Annotated in this window: 19 protein-coding genes, 2 tRNA genes and 1 riboswitch; of the genes, 15 read left to right on the top strand and 6 right to left on the bottom strand. The window is 36.0% G+C overall.

The genetic code is table 11. The annotated features are described in order from the left end of the window. Window positions 1–42: 42 nt before the first annotated feature. Window positions 43–2,316 carry a 5-methyltetrahydropteroyltriglutamate--homocysteine S-methyltransferase gene (gene metE, locus OTK01_RS01450; RefSeq protein WP_029228275.1) on the bottom strand — a complete coding sequence of 758 codons (2,274 nt, stop codon included), beginning with the start codon at window positions 2,314–2,316 and terminating at the stop codon, window positions 43–45. A gap of 266 nt (window positions 2,317–2,582) precedes the next feature. After that, window positions 2,583–2,804, bottom strand: a riboswitch (cobalamin riboswitch). 421 nt (window positions 2,805–3,225) lie between these two features. Here metE and OTK01_RS01455 point away from each other — a divergent pair. The 4 genes from OTK01_RS01455 to bioA all read left to right on the top strand — a co-directional run bounded on the left by OTK01_RS01455 (window position 3,226) and on the right by bioA (window position 8,099). Then, the gene (locus OTK01_RS01455; RefSeq protein ID WP_029228276.1) at window positions 3,226–4,956 is read left to right on the top strand and encodes an ATP-dependent nuclease; all 1,731 of its coding nucleotides are present in this window, start codon (window positions 3,226–3,228) and stop codon (window positions 4,954–4,956) included. A 466-nt stretch (window positions 4,957–5,422) separates the two neighbouring features. After that, window positions 5,423–6,001: a biotin transporter BioY gene (locus OTK01_RS01460; RefSeq protein ID WP_029228277.1), complete on the top strand. Its 579-nt coding sequence runs from the start codon at window positions 5,423–5,425 to the stop codon at window positions 5,999–6,001. Window positions 6,002–6,024: 23 nt separating this feature from the next. Beyond that, window positions 6,025–6,756 (top strand): dethiobiotin synthase, encoded by a 732-nt coding sequence (gene bioD / locus OTK01_RS01465; protein WP_029228278.1) that lies wholly within the window; start codon window positions 6,025–6,027, stop codon window positions 6,754–6,756. After that, the gene (gene bioA / locus OTK01_RS01470) at window positions 6,750–8,099 is read left to right on the top strand and encodes an adenosylmethionine--8-amino-7-oxononanoate transaminase (protein WP_029228279.1); all 1,350 of its coding nucleotides are present in this window, start codon (window positions 6,750–6,752) and stop codon (window positions 8,097–8,099) included. The genes bioD and bioA overlap by 7 nt, the downstream gene beginning before the upstream one ends. A gap of 76 nt (window positions 8,100–8,175) precedes the next feature. On the opposite strand, the gene bioB is transcribed toward bioA, so the two are convergent. The 5 genes from bioB to OTK01_RS01495 form a co-directional block, all read right to left on the bottom strand. Then, a complete protein-coding gene (bioB, locus tag OTK01_RS01475) occupies window positions 8,176–9,192 on the bottom strand; it encodes a biotin synthase BioB (RefSeq protein WP_029228280.1) in 1,017 nt (338 codons plus the stop codon). A gap of 243 nt (window positions 9,193–9,435) precedes the next feature. Further along, a tRNA-Ser gene (locus OTK01_RS01480) sits at window positions 9,436–9,531 on the bottom strand. 146 nt (window positions 9,532–9,677) lie between these two features. Next, window positions 9,678–10,805: a tyrosine-type recombinase/integrase gene (locus tag OTK01_RS01485; protein WP_269011630.1), complete on the bottom strand. Its 1,128-nt coding sequence runs from the start codon at window positions 10,803–10,805 to the stop codon at window positions 9,678–9,680. Further along, window positions 10,802–11,236, bottom strand: a complete 435-nt coding sequence (locus tag OTK01_RS01490; protein WP_013433365.1) for an ImmA/IrrE family metallo-endopeptidase — start codon at window positions 11,234–11,236, stop codon at window positions 10,802–10,804. Before OTK01_RS01490 ends, OTK01_RS01485 begins: the two co-directional genes overlap by 4 nt. A gap of 7 nt (window positions 11,237–11,243) precedes the next feature. Continuing rightward, window positions 11,244–11,681: a helix-turn-helix domain-containing protein gene (locus tag OTK01_RS01495; RefSeq protein WP_013433364.1), complete on the bottom strand. Its 438-nt coding sequence runs from the start codon at window positions 11,679–11,681 to the stop codon at window positions 11,244–11,246. 194 nt (window positions 11,682–11,875) lie between these two features. Here OTK01_RS01495 and OTK01_RS01500 point away from each other — a divergent pair, with 194 nt between their 5' ends. From OTK01_RS01500 to OTK01_RS01550, 11 genes are all read left to right on the top strand, one after another. Further along, window positions 11,876–12,070, top strand: coding sequence for a helix-turn-helix domain-containing protein (locus OTK01_RS01500; RefSeq protein ID WP_013433363.1), 195 nt, complete (start codon window positions 11,876–11,878; stop codon window positions 12,068–12,070). Beyond that, on the top strand, window positions 12,067–12,426 hold the full coding sequence (locus OTK01_RS01505; protein ID WP_269011631.1) for a helix-turn-helix domain-containing protein: 360 nt from the start codon (window positions 12,067–12,069) through the stop codon (window positions 12,424–12,426). Before OTK01_RS01500 ends, OTK01_RS01505 begins: the two co-directional genes overlap by 4 nt. 27 nt (window positions 12,427–12,453) lie before the next feature. Further along, window positions 12,454–12,978 carry a hypothetical protein gene (locus OTK01_RS01510; RefSeq protein WP_269011632.1) on the top strand — a complete coding sequence of 175 codons (525 nt, stop codon included), beginning with the start codon at window positions 12,454–12,456 and terminating at the stop codon, window positions 12,976–12,978. A 10-nt stretch (window positions 12,979–12,988) separates the two neighbouring features. Next, entirely contained in the window at window positions 12,989–13,243 is a 255-nt protein-coding gene (locus OTK01_RS01515) for a hypothetical protein (protein ID WP_269011633.1), read from the top strand. Between the two features lie 53 nt (window positions 13,244–13,296). After that, window positions 13,297–13,370 (top strand) — tRNA-His (locus tag OTK01_RS01520). Between the two features lie 100 nt (window positions 13,371–13,470). Then, on the top strand, window positions 13,471–13,755 hold the full coding sequence (locus OTK01_RS01525; protein ID WP_269011634.1) for a hypothetical protein: 285 nt from the start codon (window positions 13,471–13,473) through the stop codon (window positions 13,753–13,755). 21 nt (window positions 13,756–13,776) lie between these two features. Beyond that, entirely contained in the window at window positions 13,777–14,124 is a 348-nt protein-coding gene (locus OTK01_RS01530; protein ID WP_269011635.1) for a hypothetical protein, read from the top strand. Between the two features lie 71 nt (window positions 14,125–14,195). Continuing rightward, complete coding sequence (locus tag OTK01_RS01535; protein WP_269011636.1) at window positions 14,196–14,489, top strand: PrgI family protein; 294 nt, start codon at window positions 14,196–14,198, stop codon at window positions 14,487–14,489. A 1-nt stretch (window position 14,490) separates the two neighbouring features. Beyond that, a complete protein-coding gene (locus OTK01_RS01540) occupies window positions 14,491–15,285 on the top strand; it encodes a hypothetical protein (protein ID WP_269011637.1) in 795 nt (264 codons plus the stop codon). Next, on the top strand, window positions 15,233–17,104 hold the full coding sequence (locus OTK01_RS01545) for a VirB4 family type IV secretion system protein (protein WP_269011638.1): 1,872 nt from the start codon (window positions 15,233–15,235) through the stop codon (window positions 17,102–17,104). Before OTK01_RS01540 ends, OTK01_RS01545 begins: the two co-directional genes overlap by 53 nt. Before the next feature lie 72 nt (window positions 17,105–17,176). Next, on the top strand, window positions 17,177–18,115 hold the full coding sequence (locus tag OTK01_RS01550) for a JAB domain-containing protein (protein WP_269011640.1): 939 nt from the start codon (window positions 17,177–17,179) through the stop codon (window positions 18,113–18,115). Window positions 18,116–18,203: the final 88 nt, after the last annotated feature.

An 18,203-nucleotide genomic window follows, 5' to 3' on the forward strand; every position in this document is an offset into this window, starting at 1 on the left:
TTTCCCAGCCTTCTTTTGCTTTTATGTTAAGAGGAAGATTTGTTATAAGTTATTTCTGACTTCCCACGCTGCAAGCACCATGTTTTGCAAGGTAGGCAAAACTTCTTCTTCCTTTCTGGTTTTAAGACCGCAGTCAGGGTTTACCCACAGCCTGTCTTTCCCAACCTTTTCTATCATCTTTAATATGAGCTTTTTCATCTCTTCCTTTGATACAATTCGAGGTGAATGCACGTCAAACACGCCAGGACCTACCTCTGCTTTTAAACTGCTTTTGTTTATGCTGTCGAGCAATGTAAAATCAGATTTAGCTGCCTCAAAAGTTATAACGTCCACATCCATCTTTGCTATTTCATCTAAAAGCTCATCAAAGTTGCTGTAACACATATGCGTGTGGATTTGCGTCTGTGGTTTTACCTTTGAGCATGTGAGCCTAAACGCCTTTATCGCCCATGATAGATAGCTACTATGCTGGCAGCGCCTGAGCGGAAGCTTTTCAATCAGTGCTGCCTCATCAATCTGAATAATCTTTACACCCTCTCTTTCAAGCTCCAAAACCTCTTCTTTTATTGCAAGAGCAAGCTGAAAAGCTACATCTTTCAATGGTATATCTTCGCGCACAAATGACCAGTTGAGGATTGTCACTGGTCCTGTCAAGATCCCTTTTACAGGCTTCGAAGTCAAGCTTTGTGCGTATTTTATATATTCCACTGTGAGTGATTTTTTTCTTTTAATGTCAGAAAATATTATAGGAGGTTTTACACATCTTGTACCATATGACTGAACCCAACCGTTTTGAGTGATTAAAAACCCTTCCAAGTTTTCACCGAAAAACTCTACCATGTCATTTCTTTCGTATTCGCCGTGGACAAGCACATCAAGCCCGATTTCTTCTTGAAGCTTTATTACTCTTTCAATCTTGGATTTTATAAAGTTTTTATATTCTTCAAGTGTTATTTCACCTTTTTTAAGTCTGCTTCGTGCTGATCTTACGTCTGGGGTTTGCGGGAATGACCCAATTGTTGTTGTCGGAAGCTGGGGCAAGTTCAAAACCTCTTTTTGAAGCTTGATTCTCTCCTCAAAACACGGTTTTCTTTCAAAGTCATCGTCTGTAAGACCACTTACAGCTGTGCTAACATCTGATAGTTTGTTTTTATTCAGCTCTTCAAAAAGCTGAACATTTTGAACATAGATGCTGTTTGCGGTAAAGCTTTCTTGAGAGAACAAAAGCTTTAGCTCAGACAGCTCTTTTAGCTTTTCCTCAGCAAATGCTAAAAACTTCTTTTTATTGCTGTCAAGCTGTGTTTCGAACTTCAAAGAGTATGGCACAAAGAGTAAGGAACATGATGTTGAAATTACAATGTTTTTCTTGTCAACAAATGAGGAGAGCATATTTAAAAGCTCAAGCGTATTTTTGTAGTTGTTTTTAAACACATTTCTGCCATTCACAACTCCAGCAACCAGGAGCTTATCCTGTGGGAAACCAAATTTTTTAATGAGCTCTAAATTGAACTTTCCATCAACAAAGTCAAGGCCGATTGCGTCAAAGTTAAGAGAGATTATCTTTTCGAAGCAGTCTCTGACATCTCCAAAATAGGTCTGAAGAAGTACCTTCAGCTTTCCTTTATTAAGAAGAAGGCTGCGATAAAAATCTTCAAAAAGCTCTATGTCTTTTGTACTTAAGTCTGTGACAAGTATCGGTTCATCTATCTGAACAAACTCGCTACCTAACTCTTCAAACCTTTTTAGTATTTGAATATATACATCAAGCAGCTTTTCCCAGAAAGATTTGTCGTACATATCAACATTCGTTTTTTTGGAAAGCTTTAAAAATGTCAGAGCACCGATTATTGTCGGTTTTGTCTTAACTCCTATTGAAAGTGCTTCGACAAATTCATCAAAAGGTTTTGTTGATGAAAGCTCAAATTTGGTGTTTTCAGTGATTTCAGGCACAAGATAGTGGTAGTTTGTAAAGAACCACTTTTTCATAGGCAAAGCTTTAAGATCAATGTTTTGGTCTTGATACCCTTTTGCAAGTGCAAAGTAGAGCTCGAGATCATCTGAGAAAACCGCCTTGTATTCCTCGGGTATTGCGCCAACAAGCATTGCATGGTCTAAAAAAGTGTCGTAAAGCGAAAAGTCATTTGATGATATCAGGTCAACACCATACTCTTTTTGAAGTTGCCAGTGAGTCTTTTTTAAGTTTTTTGAGTTTTGAATGAGCTCTTTTTTTGAAAGATTTTTGTCCAGATAGCTCTCAACCCATTTTTTAAGCTCTCTATTTTGTCCTATTCTTGGAAAACCGACAACTGAAATCATCTTGCACTTTCAACCTCCAAACTAAAAATTTTATTCTACAGCCAGAAAAAACAAAATGGGTCTTTACTGCTGCCAATAAAGGCTCAAATTTCGTCAAGGCAGTAAAGACCCATCACTACCATTCTTCAAAAAAGCTTTTGTGCTTTTAAAATGCTTTTTTAAAGAAGCAAAAAGCTTTGAGAAATAAGGTATGGTAGGGGCTAAAAAGGACAAAATATCCCCCTGCGGTCTTTACCACCTTGACTCAGCTTCCCACCGAAGTAAAGTCAAGGCATCTCAAGCAGGCAGGTCTCCTGGCTCGCACCTCATCCTCACCCTCAGCACCTTCCCAGAAGGCAAGCTCCACTTTCAAAAGAGGAACCCAACCTTCCAGTGGCAAAAATTTTTTGAGGGCTTGTCAGTGCTCACAGTAGCGGGGGCTGCAGCGGATTTTCACCGCTTTCCCTATTAAGCCGCCAAATGGCAGCACCTGCTTGATAGGTAAAGGTGCCTATTGCAAATATTCAATTTTTTATTTGTATTGCATATTTGCAATGAAAATTGACAATTGCATTTATGCGACATGTTTTATATCAAACATGTTAATTGAAAAGTTAGGAATTGTCAATATGCTAAAAAGAACTGATTGGAAATTATTATTTGGAAGATTATTTTCAATAATTTAGTATGATTGCTAAAAAATCATTATCCGACTTTAAAGCAGAAGATTTGAACAAAAAAGATCTTGTATTAATTTATAGAAAGAATTATAATAGTATAAAATAAAATCTCTAAATGGGAATTTCTGTGTCGAAAAATGTCGAAATTTTCAAAACGACATAACATAAACTATATTCAAAAACTTGCACAATTCCTATTTTGGTGGGACAATCTGAGAAATAGAAAAATAAAAACAGGAGGTGTTTGAGTTTGAAGATTAAATCAGTTCATATTCATAATTTCAGGTCAATAAAGGATGGGAAATTTGACTTATATGACTATAATGTGTTAGTAGGTAGTAATAATTCTGGTAAATCAAATGTTCTAACTGCGTTAAGGATTTTTTACGAAGATGAAATTAAATATGATGAAAACAGTGATTTTCCTAAGTTTAAAACTGATGATAATGAAAGTTGGATAGAAATTGAGTATGTCTTATCAGAGGAAGAAGTGAAAAGTATTAAAAAAGAATACGTATATGACAATAATATGTTAAAAGTAAGAAAGTATTTAAAATCAGAAGATAGAAACAAGGTTAAAGCTAATCAAAGTAACATATATGCGTACGAAAATGGTAAGCTTTCAGAAAATTTGTTTTATGGAGCGAGAAATATTTCACAAGCAAAATTGGGAACAGTGATATATATTCCTGCACTTGCAACAACAAACGAAACTTTAAAAACCACAGGACCATCTCCATTTAGAAAGTTATTGAATTTAATAATTAAGGAATTATCAAAAAAGAGTAAATCTTTTCAAAGACTTTACGAAGAATTTGAAAAATTTAACATTAGTTTGAAAAATGAAGAAACAGAGGATGGATTGTCTCTAAAAAATATAGAAAACAAAATAAATAATAGCCTTCGTGAGTGGAATGTAAAATTTAATGTCAATATAGAACCTATTGGGCCTGACGAAGTAATTAAAAGTTTAGTTAAAACTAACTTTATAGATGAAACATTAAATAAAGAAAAGAATGTTACTCAATATGGCTTGGGTTTACAGCGTCATTTAATTTATACACTTATAAGAATTGCTTCCCAGATAGAAAGAGAGACAGAAGAAGAATCTAATAATAAGAAAGATTTTTCGCCAGATTTCACACTTATCTTATTTGAAGAGCCTGAGCTTTTCCTTCATCCAACTCAACAGGAGATTCTTAACGTTGGACTGAGGAATCTGGCAAGTGAAGAAAATCACCAAGTTCTTATAACTACACATTCTCCTATTTTTGTTAGCAAAAATATAGAGGAAGTATCGTCAATTATAAAATTAAAAAGAGAAGAAGGGGTTACAGAAATATTTCAAATTACAAACGAAAAAATAGATGAATTAATAAAAAACAACAATGAATTATTTGTTATTTTAAAAAATAAATTAGATGATCCGCAAACAGATGAGAAAATTAAGGAAAGGATTAGGGAATTGATTGGAGAAACGGAAGAAGAAAGAAGATTAGAAGAAGAATCAATTAGATACTTATCTTGGTTAGATTCAGAAAGATGTTGTGCATTTTTTGCTGATTTAGTGCTGATATGTGAAGGTGCTACAGAGAAGGTGTTTATTGATTATCTTATAAGAAATAAAGTGCAAAAATTAAATGAAAAAAAGATTTATGTTTTGGATGCAATGGGAAAATTTAATATTCATAGGTATATGAATTTATTTAAAGAATTAGGAATTTACCATTCTGTTTTAATGGATAAAGATGAAAACAGAAATCTTCATGAAATTGTAAATGATTTTATTTTTAACAATAAAAATGATTATACGAAAAAGATAGATTTATTTGAAAAAAATATTGAGGACTTTTTAAATGTGGCTCAAGTAAAACAAGGCTGGAAGAAACCAATTAATATACTATGGCATTACTTCCATAATAAGATAGAAGAGAAAAAGTTAGAAGATTTAATCGAGAAAGTAAAACAACTTATAGAATGAAAGTTAAAAATATTTGTTGTAAAATTAAATGCAACAGAATAAGAAAATATTAAAGCCATAGCTTCAAACCATGTATGATATTAGTTGAAAAGACAAACCCATACACAGGAGGTTTGAAGCTATGGCCTATAATAATCATACAACAAAGAGAAGAAAATTTAAACACCTAAGTTAAGCAGAAGGTGGGATTATAAAAGAGCTTTCAGAATTAGTATATGGTGTGAGAGAGATAATAAAAGAATTGGTCAGAAGTGCAAATAATTATCACTGTAGAAGAGAATTGTTTGTTTTTGTAACTTTTGAAATGTTTAAAGTTAGAAAGCCGTTAAGTATCTACTTTATTTGATTATTTTTTTATCTGATTAGTAAACTATTATCTTAAAATAGGTTGACAAATCTCAATGCGGGAAATATAATAAAGTAAAAATAACATTAAATGACAAAACAGAAAGGAGAGATCAATCCCATGAATACAAAAAGTATTTGCTTGGTTTCTCTCTTTGCGGCTTTGACTGCTGTGGGAGCCTATATAAAAATTCCTATTCCTTATGTACCATTTACTCTTCAACTTCTGTTTTGTGTATTGGCAGGGCTTCTTTTAGGCCCCAAACTTGGTGGACTCTCTCAAATAGTATATGTTGCAACTGGATTACTTGGCGTTCCAATCTTTGCAGAAGGTGGAGGTCCGTTGTATATTTTTAAACCAACCTTTGGCTATCTAATTGGTTTTATCGTTTGTGCATATGTAGCTGGCTATATATCTCATTTGAAGCAAAGCAGAAATATAAGCACAAACATAATAGGTTCATTGATTGGTTTGTTTTTTGTATACTTATTAGGAGTTAGTTACCTGTATGTAATTTACAATTATTATCTAAAAATACCAAAAACCATTAGCTGGGCTTTATACTGGGGATTTTTAGTATGTGTGCCTGGAGATATATTTTTATGCATCGTTGCTTCCATTGTTGCAAAAAGATTAAAACCAATATTAGAAAAAATTTTGATTATAAATACAAGATATTTACAAGATATCAAAGAATAGTTTTATTCAAGGAGAGAAAGAAAATGAAATCTGTTTACATTATTGGAACTGATACTGATGTTGGAAAGACGTTTATATGTGCTGGACTTTGTTGGGCTTTAAAAGAAAAAGGATATAATATAGGATATTTCAAACCAGTACTAAGTGGGGCTAAAAGAAGAGGAAAGATGCTAATACCTCAAGATACAGAATTTGTAGTTAATTTTGCAAAAATAAAAGGGGATATTTACAGACTCACACCATTTGTATTTGAGAAACCAGCCTCCCCTCATATAGCTGCAAGTGATGAAAACGTAGATATTAATGTTAATCAAATAAAACAAACCTTTGAAGATTTATCACAGAACTACGAATTCGTAGTAATTGAAGGTTGTGGCGGATTGGCAGTGCCATTAAAAGAAGAGAAAAACCAATTTTATATGCAATATCAATTGATAAAGGAAATTTGCAACAATGTTATATTAGTTACCACAACAAAATTAGGAACAATTAATCACACTCTCTTGACAGTTGAGTTTGCAAAAGCTTACGGACTTTGTTTAAAGGGGATCATAGCGAATATGTATAAGAATGAACCTGATGAAAATAGGGTAATAAATACAATAGCAAAGTTTACCAATATCCCAATATTAGCCAAAGTAGACTTTATAAATGATTTTCCAAGTGATGTAGATGAGAATAAATTTAAAAATGTTTTTAAAAAATGCTTTGATGATATGGCAATAATGAAGATAATGGAGGTTTTTGAATGTTAAATGAATGGCAACAAAGAGATTTAAAGTATATTTGGCATCCGTGCTCACAAATGAAGGATTATGAAGAACTACCACCTATCGTTATAGAAAGAGGCCAGGGAGTATGGCTATACGATGTTGAAGGTAATAGATATCTTGATGCAATTTCTTCGTGGTGGACAAATCTTTTTGGACATTGTAATAAAAGATTAAATGATTCTCTCAAAGCTCAAGCAGACAAGTTAGAACATGTAATATTTGCAAACTTTTCACACAAACCAGCTATTGAATTGTCTCAAAAATTAGTTGAAATAGCACCAAAGGGATTGGAGAAAGTATTCTTTTCTGATGATGGTTCAACGTCTGTCGAAGTTGCTCTTAAGATGAGTTTTCAATATCATCAACAGAAGGAGAATTATACAAAGCTCAAGTTTGCATGTTTTACAAATTCATATCATGGAGAAACCTTAGGGGCATTGTCTGTTGGAAGTATAGATCTGTATTCAAAGATATATAAACCCATTATGAAGGAATCCATAAAAATTCAAGGTCCTGATTGTTTTAGATGTAAATACCACAAAACAAGATATAGCTGCGATGTAGAATGTTTTGAAGAAGTAGAAAAGGTTTTAAAAAAGCACTATAAAGAGATTTGTGCTGTCATAATTGAGCCAATTATCCAATGTGCAGGTGGCATGAAAATTTACCCACCTAAATTTTTAAAGCTATTGCGAGAAGCCTGCACCAGCTATGATGTTCATCTCATTGCAGATGAGGTAGCTGTTGGATTTGGTAGAACAGGAAAGATGTTTGCATGTGAACATGCAGGAATAACTCCAGACTTTTTGTGTTTGTCAAAAGGTTTGACTGCTGGATATATGCCGTTGGCAGTAACACTTACCACTCAAGAAATTTTTGATGCGTTTTATGCTGACTATGTGGAACTGAAAGCTTTCTTGCATAGTCATAGCTATACTGGAAATCCTCTTGCTTGCGCTGTTGCTTTAGAATCATTGAAAATCTTTGAGGAATACAATGTCCTCAAGAAAATAAATGAAAAAGCAACCTACCTTGAAGAGCTTGCTAGAAAAACTTTTGAGAACCATAGGTTTGTGGGTGAATATAGGCAATTTGGATTTATTGGAGCAATTGAGCTTGTTGAAGATAAGGCTACTAAAAAGGAATTTGATTGGAGAAAGAGAGTAGGATACCACATTTATAAAACTGCTTTGAAGAAAGGGTTGCTTATTCGTCCTCTTGGAAATGTAATATATTTTATGCCTCCCTTTATTATTGAAGAAGATGAAATTGATTTTATGGTAAATAATACTCTTGAATCAATAAACCAATTTTTTGGTCTGTAAGTTACAGGAGGAAATTAAAAATTTAAAAGGGGCTATCAAAAGAAATTTTAGATAGCCCCTTTGCGTTCCTTTATAATTAGCTACAGTTGTGTATATTGGTTTGAAATTTTAAATCCAACGACTCCAGCATTTCAATCTTCTCTCTTATTCCTATCCCCTTTGTTGTAAGATAGTTTCCAACCATGCAACCATTTATGCCACACTCGTATGCTATTTTTTCCATATTTCCAAGTGCATTTTCCTTTCCACCTGCAAGAAGAATAGTCTTTTTAGGAAGTATAATCCTAAATAGTGCCAGGGTGATAAAAATTTCGTTTGGACTTATGATCATCATATCTTCAAAAGGTGTGCCTTTTATTGGGTTTAATATGTTGATTGGAACAGAGTCAACGTCTAATTCTCTCAGCTCAAATGCAAGCTTGATTCTTTCAATCATGTCTTCACCTATTGAGATTATTCCGCCACTGCAGATTTGAAGCCCTGTCTCTTTTGCGATTTTTAAAGTCTCTATCTTTTGGTCTTGAGTATGGGTGGAGCAGATATTTTTAAAATACGTGCTGGATGTCTCTAAATTATTGTGATACTTTACAACCCCGGCTTTCAATAACTTTTTTGCCCTTTCTTGAGTGAGAAAGCCGAGTGATGCGCACAGAAGTATGTTATAATTTTTTGAGATGTATGAATAAATATCTAAAATTTTTTCAAATTCAAAATCATCAAGCTTTTTACCACTTGTGACTAAGGAAAATCTTTTTACCGGAAAAATAATTACATTTTCAAGATACTCTATTACCTCATCGAGCGTTGCAAGGTCTTTTATTTCAATTGAACAACTGTGATGGATAGACTGGGAGCAGAACTTGCAGTCTTCGCTGCAAAGACCCACTTTTGCAGGATAAATAGAACAAAGCTCAATAGTATTTTCAAAATAATGTTGTTTGATTGTATTGGCAAGGTTTTTTACCAAATCGGCATCATGTTTTGCAATTTCATAAAGCATGATTGCCTCATTGAAGTCAATGTCTTTCTCATATTCAATTATCTTTTTTTCAACTTCTTTAACAAATTGAACTGATTGAAGAAAATTCAGCAACTGAATCATCTCCAAGCAAAAATGTTTAATTATAATAATAGCATAGAAATTACAAATAGTAAACTATAAATTAAAATATGGTTTACATAGAAGCGCAAAAAAATAATTGTTCCTAAGAAGAAGACACGAAAGATGTCTAATAATAAAAACAAACTCATACAAAAATTGTTGTTTACTGGTGCAAGATTTTTGAAGGGAGAGCGGATTTTTTCCAACTTAAACCACCCAAAAACCCAATAAAAATGGCGGAGAGAGTGGGATTTGAACCCACGGTACCCCTTTTGGGGGTACACACGATTTCCAGTCATATCTTCCGTGCTTTATTACAGCTTTCTATCCATATCCTGCCAGTAGATTTTCTCAAAGCCTTGATATTTCTGACCTGGCAGAATGGTGTTACTGTAAATTATTGAAATTTACCATTTCGCTTTAAGTCATTTTCTAACTGTCGTTAGAAGAATGTTAGAAACATAAGTTGGGACAAACTACTTTTGCTGGTTATTCAAAATGTCTTCAAAAGTTTCTGCTACTTTGCGCCGCTTTTCATCAAATACGTGACTGTAAATATTGAGTGTGGTAGTGATGGTACTGTGCCCCAGCCTGTCACTGATGTGCTTGGGGTCTATTCCGTGTTTGAGAAGAAGTGAAGCATGGGTGTGCCTGAGATCGTGAAATCGTATCTTCGGCAATCCATGCTTTTCTATTGTCTTCTGAAATACTTTGGTGATATACTTGGGGTCCTGAACTCTGCCATCTTCAAACGTACATACAAAACCTTCATCGTGATAAAGCTCTTTCAGTTCTTTTTTTAGCTTCTCCTGCTTTGCTTTCCACTCTTTTAGTTCTTCTACAACCTGGTTGGAAATTGCTACAATTCTATAACTGTTCTTGTTTTCTGCTTTCTCCTTGATATAGGTCTGACCGTTAATTTTCATAAGTGTCTTGTTGACGGTTATATATCCCTGTTCTAAGTGTATGTCATCCCACTTGAGAGCAGCTATCTCCCCAATTCTCATTCCTGTATAAATTGCCAGCAGCACAGGAATTCTAATGTTGGTTTCTTTAAAGATTTCTAGAGCTTTCTTTGCTGTTTTTTCATCCCAGATTGAAGGTTGATAACTTCGCTTTCTAGGAGGGTCTACATAGTCAGCTGGATTTTTCTCCAGCATATCCATTTTAACTGCATAGTCTAATGCCTGATGTATTATTCGATGGTGGTAAAGAGCAAGCGTCGACGAAAGTCCTTTTTCGGTCATGATGTGCTGATAATACTTCTGCAGGTCCATAGGAGTGAGTTTGCTTAGCTCATAATCACCAAGAAAAGGCTTTATATGCAGCGCAATCGAACTTGAATACGATTGAAAGGTACTCAGAGAAACCCTGTTTTTTGCTACTGTGTTGAGCCATAAATCTAAAAGTTCACCAAAAGTTTTTCGTTCCAGCAGTTTGTTTTTATTCTGATAGATGATATTGAGAATCCCTGGCAATGCTTCTTCTGCTTCTGCTTTGGTATCAAAACCACCAAGCCATTTCTGCTTGCGCTTACCGTCAACTATACCAATGTCAACAACAATGTAGTACTTCTTTCCTTTTTTAGCGATGTGTCCTCTCATATTTTCAGGTACCTCCTCTTGAAAACAGCAATTTCGTCTTCTATTGTTGATAGATTAATGTTATCAAAGTCTTTATAGTTCATGCATAGAAATGCAAAATAATCGGCTTCTTTTTCTATCTTTGTAGTTTTCAAAAATGCGTTTGTCATAAATAAAAGACGGTTGTATTCATTGGTGTGAAATTTTAGAAGATGGTATAGTTCGTGTAACATTACAAAATACTTTCCTCTACCGGAAAGCTTTTTATTTATTACGATATACTTATCCCCGTTATAAACAAAAGAGAATCCCTGTATACAATTTGGAAGTTCCCATCCCAAACAAAAAATATTTTCTATTGCAGTAATTTTTTCAGGGTCACGAGTACCATACTCGGTGTCAACAAGTTCGATAAAGGAAATTACTTTTCTTACGAGTTGCTCGTGACTCATTTATTTTTCACTCCTTTATCTCGTTATCTTCCTGTGTTTTTTCTTTGGCTTTTAGTCTAATTGCAAAGGTTATTGCTTCTACGATTGCCTGTTTTACATCAGGATCAGTGACCGGTATTCCTTTAAAATTCAAATTTTCTGCTTTCTTGATAATTTCATAAATATCCGGTGTTTTATCTTTTTCATTCGGGACAAGTTCTTCGTCACCAAGAACTATCTGTTCCATACTTTCTTCTACGAGCGTGTTAAGATCAACTTTCAATGCTTTTGCTATTCTCAAAAGATTCCCGAGTGAAAGTTCACTTTCTCCTCTTTCTGCTCTCATAATTGAAGTGGGATTTACTCCTGCGTAAAGTCCCAGTTGATTTATTGTCCATCCTTTTTCTTCCCTAAGTTTTTTTATTTTTAATCCCAGTGCTTTTGCAATTTTATTCTTTTTTGCCATGCCACATCCCCCTTTTTCACTTTTTATTTTACATTGCATTTGAGCAGTAATACAGTATCACTTCGTTTTTGTATTGCTGGAATGCAAGAATTATAAAATTGCACATTAGTATATATAAAAAGTATTGCACAAAATCGATAATTATGTTATAATACTTTTGAAGTTGCAAATACGCAATAAAGAGGGTGCATTCAATGAACTATGAATACATGAAAGAGTTTATTTCCAGAGTACCGACGTACAAATTTGCAAAACAAATGGGTGTGCATCCATCAACAATATTTCGAATCAAACAGGGCAGAAAGATAAGTCCAAAGCTGGTTATAAAAATGCTGGAGCTTAGACCAGAAGGTTTTGAAATTGAAAAATTTCTGGGTGAGTCAAAATGAGTATTGATGAATTGGTAAAAAAGATTGATGAAATTGAGAAAAATATCTCCGAGATAAAAAGCTGGATTATGAACCTTAAAGGTGAAGAAAACAGAGATTTTTTAACTGTTGAAGAAGTGAGAAAGAAGTATAAAGTTGGCAAAAACTATTTGTACTGGCTTTGCAAGAACAATTACGTGGAAAACAGGTATCTGAACAGGAAGTATTACATAAGCGAGAAGTCCTTTATTGAGTATTTGAACAATTCTAAGAAAATACATTCAGAGAAAAATAGTGTAAAAGATATGCAGAGCAGTAAATCTAAAGTGTCGGAAATAGAGAATAAACTTCAAGAGTATTTAGCGAGCATTAAATAAAAAAAGCAGATGGGGGAGGAGAGTATCATGGCAAGAAAACTCTCACAAGAAAAAATTAATGAAATTCTGAGACTTTTTTATGAAGAGCACAAAAAGAGAATAGAAATACACAGATTGACTAAGATCTCTCGACCCACAATAAACAAGTACATTAAAGAAGATCCCCGCTACTGGGATGAAGTAACATACAGAGTATTAGAAGCTAAGAATCGTAGAAAAGCTCAATGGCGTAGTTATCAACAAAAACGCAGGGAAAAAACAAAAAGGGAACTGTGGGACGAAACATACGAGATTATGAAAAAAGAACATTTCCAGGCTGTAATGGAACTCTCATCCCACAGATGGCCGTCCGTGCCCACTTTATATGAGTTTGTCCGTTCGTGTTACAAATGGGTAAGGGGGAAATTTGTGCGAAAAGACTGTTTAGAAGATGGTACCCTTGTGCCAACAACACTGCCCAAATATATCAGACCGATACATACACTGGCAGAAGGTTTAAAACGAAAAAGAAATACTGTCATCAATACAGCCAATAACGCTCTTGCATATTAAGGTGTTTGCTATGATACAGATAACAAGGCATGCCATAAAACGCTACCAGGAGCGGGTTATGCCTTCCTGTTCTGACCTTGAAGCTGAGTTGCGCATTTTAGAAGCTGCTACCCATGGCGTTCTCCTCTCCCGGAAGGGAAAATACAGAGCTGTCCAGCACGGTAAAGCTGTGCTGATTATATACGATGATGCAAACATCAGTGTTGTTAAAACTGTTGAGACTGTTAACTTTTCTGGGTTCTGGAAAAAGAAAAGGCGGGGATAGCCATGCTGTCCTGCATGGTGGCATCTGAGTTTGGTCACATGGATAAAGATGCGGTAGGCATAGTGTAAAGGCAACACGCCAGACTGTGGCTCTGGTATTGTGGGTTCAAACCCCACTGCCTACCCCAGAAGAAAAGTTTGCCAGCAAAAGTTAGCCGTGTGGAAGGGGTTCTTCTACCCTTCTACACGGCTTTTGTTTTTTTTAGAGTCTGTCAAGGGGGTGAGATATTGAATGACCTGAATGGGATTGTAAAACCTGTCACACCAGAAGAGTTTTCAAATATCCTGACACGGCTTTTTGTAAATCTTTTGCATGTGGTTCAAAATTTCATTAAACCAATTACCGGATTAGGGATAACAATCGCTGTGCTGTTCTTGCTAGTAGGCTATATCTTTCACGTGAGTACTGCTAAGAAATTGGGTGCTTCGATACTTGGCGGTGTGGGACTTGTGGTGATAATCTACTTGCTCGCTCCATATATACTTGGCGTCATTTATAACTCAGTCAAATGAAATGAGGGGGTGCAGTTTAAAATGAACAAAATCAAAAAATTATGGTTTGCTGTTTTGACTGCTTTAACTCTTGCAATGTTACAGTTAACTGCATTTGCAACAGTCGATTTTTCTGGTATCGTGGAACAAAAAGACACAGCAACAGTTGTCAAAGATGTTGTTACCAAGGTTAAAACACCAATCCAAATCATAGCAGTTGGTGCAGCTGTGATCTTATTCATGGTAAGAAGTGCACTGCTGGCTGCAACTCAGGACGAACACAAACAGGCGCAGATTAAAAAGTCTTTTGGTATTATGATTATTGGTTTAATCGGTGTATTCTTTGCAGCATCTATCATTGGTTTTGTAGTGAAAGCAATAAATGGTTAGTTGCTCGAAAGCCTGCTGGTAATCCTCCAGCAGGTTTTCTTTTTTAGAAACCTGGAAGGGAAGGTGAAGCAATGAGAACATTCAAGATCCCGTTGGATGAAAAAATAGAAGACAAAGTCATAGGTGGGATTATGACATTGAAACAGTTTTTAGTGTCTGTTGTGCCTGCGGTTGTCGGTTTTGGATTATTTTCTGAGTTCAAATTCCCATTCTGGCTTGCTGCAATACTCGAAATCTTTATCCTTGCCACAGGTGCTGCTTTTGCGTTTCTTAAAATCAACGGCGATGAACTGGATGTGTTTTTGAAAAAGCTTTACAAGTTTTACACAGGCAAAAGAACAATCCTGTACAGGAGTGATGATTGACATGTCAGATCTGCTTATTATTCTCATCGGCGGACTACTGATACTTGGCTACAAGTTGTTTGAAAAAAGAATAAAAACAAAGGCAAATCTAAGTCCTTCCGGGTCAAAAGTACAGGGAATACAAAAGGTCGATGATAGAAACCAGTTAAAAAGAGTACTGGAGATAAAAAATATTCTGCCAGATGGAACTGTAGTTATGGACAATTTCAGATATGTCAGAATTTTTGGACTGTCATCACAGGATTTCGATTTAATGAGTGAAGCGGAGCAGGAAGCTTTTGAACTGAGTCTAATGTCGCTCATGCGTGCACTTGATGTACCCGTTCAATTTTTCGTAACAACTCAACGAATTGAAACAACCCAGCAAGTAAATGAAATTGACAGGTTTTTGGCACAAAACACAGCAACTATCAATGAGAGTCTGAAGAAGTACTGCGAAATGCTCAAAAACGAACTTTTGCAGTTGCAAAAACAGAAGAGTTTGTATGTACGCAAGAGTTTTGTCACCGTCTGGGTACAAGAACAAAATGAAAAAGTAGTTTTCGAAAAGTTGAACGACAGAACAAAAAAGGTACTCTCACTTTTTAAAAACGCTGGAATAAAAATATATCAGCTTTCCATGCCAGAAGTGCTACAACTTCTGCACGATGAACTTAATAAAAACAAAATCTTCAAAGTTGATGAAGCTATAAAGAACCATGCCCTTGATTTGTATAACTCGGGAATAAGGGGGATCGCTATAGATGATTCAGTTATTGAAGAAGTCTTCGGGGAAAAAGCAGGCAAAACAGCATGAAGCCCAAAATCAACCAGCAAAGAGCAGCAGACTTGACAAGAACGCTCCGGGACTTTTAGAACTTGTAATCCCTGACTGCCTGCACCTTGAAAAAGACTACATCTATCTTGGTTCAGAAAGATATGCAAGAGTGTATGTTCTGGCAGTGCATCCGTATGAAATCAATATTGGCTTTTTCAACTCATTCTTCAATCTGGGTCAAATATCAATTTCAATCTATGTTGAACCTGCTGATACAGGCGAAGTAATAGTGGACCTTACAAAGAAAATTACAAAATTGAAATCCAATGAGATTGTGAGTATGCAGCGAGGTAAAAAACCGGACTACCGCAAGATGACCCAGGCAGAAGACTACGAAATGCTAAGGGCGGCACTGCAGCGGGGTATCGAAAAAGCCCTGTATGTCCAGGTTTTCTTCACAATCTTTGCAGAAAGCTTGGAAAAGTTGAAAGAGAAATGTGAAGAATTTGAATCACGTTGCGCTGCCTACAATATCAAACCACGCTGTTTGAGTTTCGAACAATTTGAAGGATTGTTAACAACGTTACCGCTCGGAAATCAAAAGTATTCCGAGCATCAAAGGACGTACACAACAGGTTCTGCTGCGTCCACCGTCCCGGTAGGTAATACAGATGTCTACTATGAAGGGGGTGTATTCCTGGGATATAACCTGCTCACCGGTGCACCTGTTTTTTATAACCAGTTTGCACCGGAACTTACCGGTCCACATATGGCGATTTTCGGAACGGTTGGCAGTGGTAAGTCCACGACAATGAAAACAATGCTTGCACGGGCAGCTGCGTTCGGATTTTCTGCCTGCGTCCTTGACCCGGAAGGCGAATACGAGAAACTTATAAACATGCTTGGCGGAAAATATGTAAAAGTCAAAAGTGGGGAAAAGATTGGCTTAAACCCGTTTGAGCTGGAAGTAGAAGAAGATGAGGGTAAAAGATTTGTAGACATTGACTCCAAGATCTCAGAAATCAGGTTTATACTCGGCATCATCTCTGAAAACTTTATTGGTAAAAAGCTGGATGGAATACAGCTGGCTATAATCGAAAGGGCTGTCAGAAAACTATATGCAGACAGGGGAATTGATAAAAGCCCGGAAAGCCTGTACACAAGTTTTGCTACCGACAGTCAGGGAAGGTTTTACATTGGCAAGGTAAAGAAGAGATTACCGACACTCAGTGACCTGAGAGAGGAACTTTTAAAAGAGCAAGAAACACAGCAGCTTGCAAAAGCGATGGAAGTGTTCACAGGCGATGGGACTCTTGCTTTGTTTGACTGTGAGTCACAGATTGACCTGCAGGAAGGCGATAGAATAATAGGCTTTAACCTGAAAGAGTTTGACAAGGATCCATTTCTTAAGTTTTTCGCAGCAGTGAACATACTAAACTGGATCTGGAACAAGTTCTCCCACGCTAAGATGAGACAGCAAAAAAAGGTTGTTATCTTTGATGAAGCCTGGATGTTTACAAAGTACGAATCGACAAATGACTACCTTGAGTCGCTTTCCCGACGCGGGAGAAAATACAAAATATCGCTCTTAATTGCCTCACAGACAATACTCGAGTTCTTGAATACCACTGCTGGTCGAACAATGCTCAACATGTGTGCGACAAAGTTCATATTTAAACAGGAAGCGGACTTAGCTCAAGAGACGGCAGAGTATTTCAAACTTTCGGACGCAGCTAAAAACTTCCTGATGACTGCTGAGAAAGGGCAGGGAATTCTGGTAAATTCAAAAGAAAAGGTTCTTCTGCAGGTGACTCCATTCGCATTTGAATGGGATTATGTCACAACAACAAACTTTTAAAAATTAAGGTCACTTTTTTGAAAACCGTGGTATAAAGAAGAATAGAACAAAACTTTTAAGGAGAAGTGTGAAGTGGAACAATTTATTTCTGCCATCTTCTACTGGGTCAAAAAAGTGCTGTATTTTCTCTTTGGTTCTGAAGGAATAAAGTCTCTGATTGCTATATTCTATTTCTTTACTGACAGACAAAAATACGAACAGATAATCAACCAGATACCGGCTGTTGCACTTTCGGATTCCCCTGGTACTGCTCTTGTTCTTGAGGTTATCCTGATTGTAATAGAAACAGCAATATACATCTGGCTTGTAAAGAAAATTAGATACGCTTTTATGTGGCTAACACGAAACGCAAGAAGAATGCCTGTATTCAATCTCAAACCCGGTGTTGTGCTCTGCCTTGTACCCAGGAGAAAGATAACAATTAGTTCGCAGAAGGATGCAATAAGAGTTTTGAATACTTTGAAAAACTACAACAGAAACCTGAAGAAGTTTATACTCTGCCACGAGATTTCGATGTCACTGCTGCTGGACGAGAACAATGAACTTCTACTTGCCTGCATTGACAACCACGGCGACTGCTGGGAAGTAAGGCAAATGGCACACGAAGTGGTCTACAGCTACAATACATCGTTCAACGGCAAATGCAAAAAAGTTATAGTTGCTCACACACACCCCGCAAGAGTTGATAAAAACATGGTATACGTCGAGAGCACAACCTTTCCTTCCAAGAGCGACTATAACTCTCATGAGTTTATCAAACATGCTATCCATCCCGTGAGAGTACTTGACGACCTTGTACTTCCAGCGCTCAACCATGAACGTGTTTTCTCTATTGCAACAAATAAACTGCTGCCAAAGAAAAGGTTTGGAAGGCTACCAAAGTTGTATTTCAGGGAAGTGTTTAACACATTCAAAGAAGATAAACCTTTGCATCCCACAATGATTGGAATCAGGTTGTTGTATGGCGAAAAGAAAAATACTCCTAAAAAAGAGGAGGTTTTTGCAAGATGACGGGATTAAAAAAGTTAAGACTTACAGTCCTGACAGCATTCCTGTCAGGACTCTTTCTTTTATCCTGCAGTCTCTTTTGCCGACCCAG

Origin of the sequence: Caldicellulosiruptor acetigenus (assembly GCF_026914305.1) — a bacterium.
GTDB classification, from domain to species: domain Bacteria; phylum Bacillota; class Thermoanaerobacteria; order Caldicellulosiruptorales; family Caldicellulosiruptoraceae; genus Caldicellulosiruptor; species Caldicellulosiruptor acetigenus.

Bases quoted from the DNA above. Each gene is read 5' to 3' on its own strand.
- OTK01_RS01490 (WP_013433365.1), bottom strand. From the start codon at position 11,236: ATGAGTCACGAGCAACTCGTAAGAAAAGTAATTTCCTTTATCGAACTT.
- OTK01_RS01460 (WP_029228277.1), top strand. From the start codon at position 5,423: ATGAATACAAAAAGTATTTGCTTGGTTTCTCTCTTTGCGGCTTTGACT.
- OTK01_RS01540 (WP_269011637.1), top strand. From the start codon at position 14,491: ATGTCAGATCTGCTTATTATTCTCATCGGCGGACTACTGATACTTGGC.
- bioA (WP_029228279.1), top strand. From the start codon at position 6,750: ATGTTAAATGAATGGCAACAAAGAGATTTAAAGTATATTTGGCATCCG.
- OTK01_RS01535 (WP_269011636.1), top strand. From the start codon at position 14,196: ATGAGAACATTCAAGATCCCGTTGGATGAAAAAATAGAAGACAAAGTC.
- bioD (WP_029228278.1), top strand. From the start codon at position 6,025: ATGAAATCTGTTTACATTATTGGAACTGATACTGATGTTGGAAAGACG.
- OTK01_RS01500 (WP_013433363.1), top strand. From the start codon at position 11,876: ATGAACTATGAATACATGAAAGAGTTTATTTCCAGAGTACCGACGTAC.
- OTK01_RS01505 (WP_269011631.1), top strand. From the start codon at position 12,067: ATGAGTATTGATGAATTGGTAAAAAAGATTGATGAAATTGAGAAAAAT.
- OTK01_RS01530 (WP_269011635.1), top strand. From the start codon at position 13,777: ATGAACAAAATCAAAAAATTATGGTTTGCTGTTTTGACTGCTTTAACT.
- OTK01_RS01510 (WP_269011632.1), top strand. From the start codon at position 12,454: ATGGCAAGAAAACTCTCACAAGAAAAAATTAATGAAATTCTGAGACTT.
- OTK01_RS01485 (WP_269011630.1), bottom strand. From the start codon at position 10,805: ATGAGAGGACACATCGCTAAAAAAGGAAAGAAGTACTACATTGTTGTT.
- OTK01_RS01495 (WP_013433364.1), bottom strand. From the start codon at position 11,681: ATGGCAAAAAAGAATAAAATTGCAAAAGCACTGGGATTAAAAATAAAA.
- OTK01_RS01515 (WP_269011633.1), top strand. From the start codon at position 12,989: ATGATACAGATAACAAGGCATGCCATAAAACGCTACCAGGAGCGGGTT.
- metE (WP_029228275.1), bottom strand. From the start codon at position 2,316: ATGATTTCAGTTGTCGGTTTTCCAAGAATAGGACAAAATAGAGAGCTT.
- OTK01_RS01545 (WP_269011638.1), top strand. From the start codon at position 15,233: ATGATTCAGTTATTGAAGAAGTCTTCGGGGAAAAAGCAGGCAAAACAG.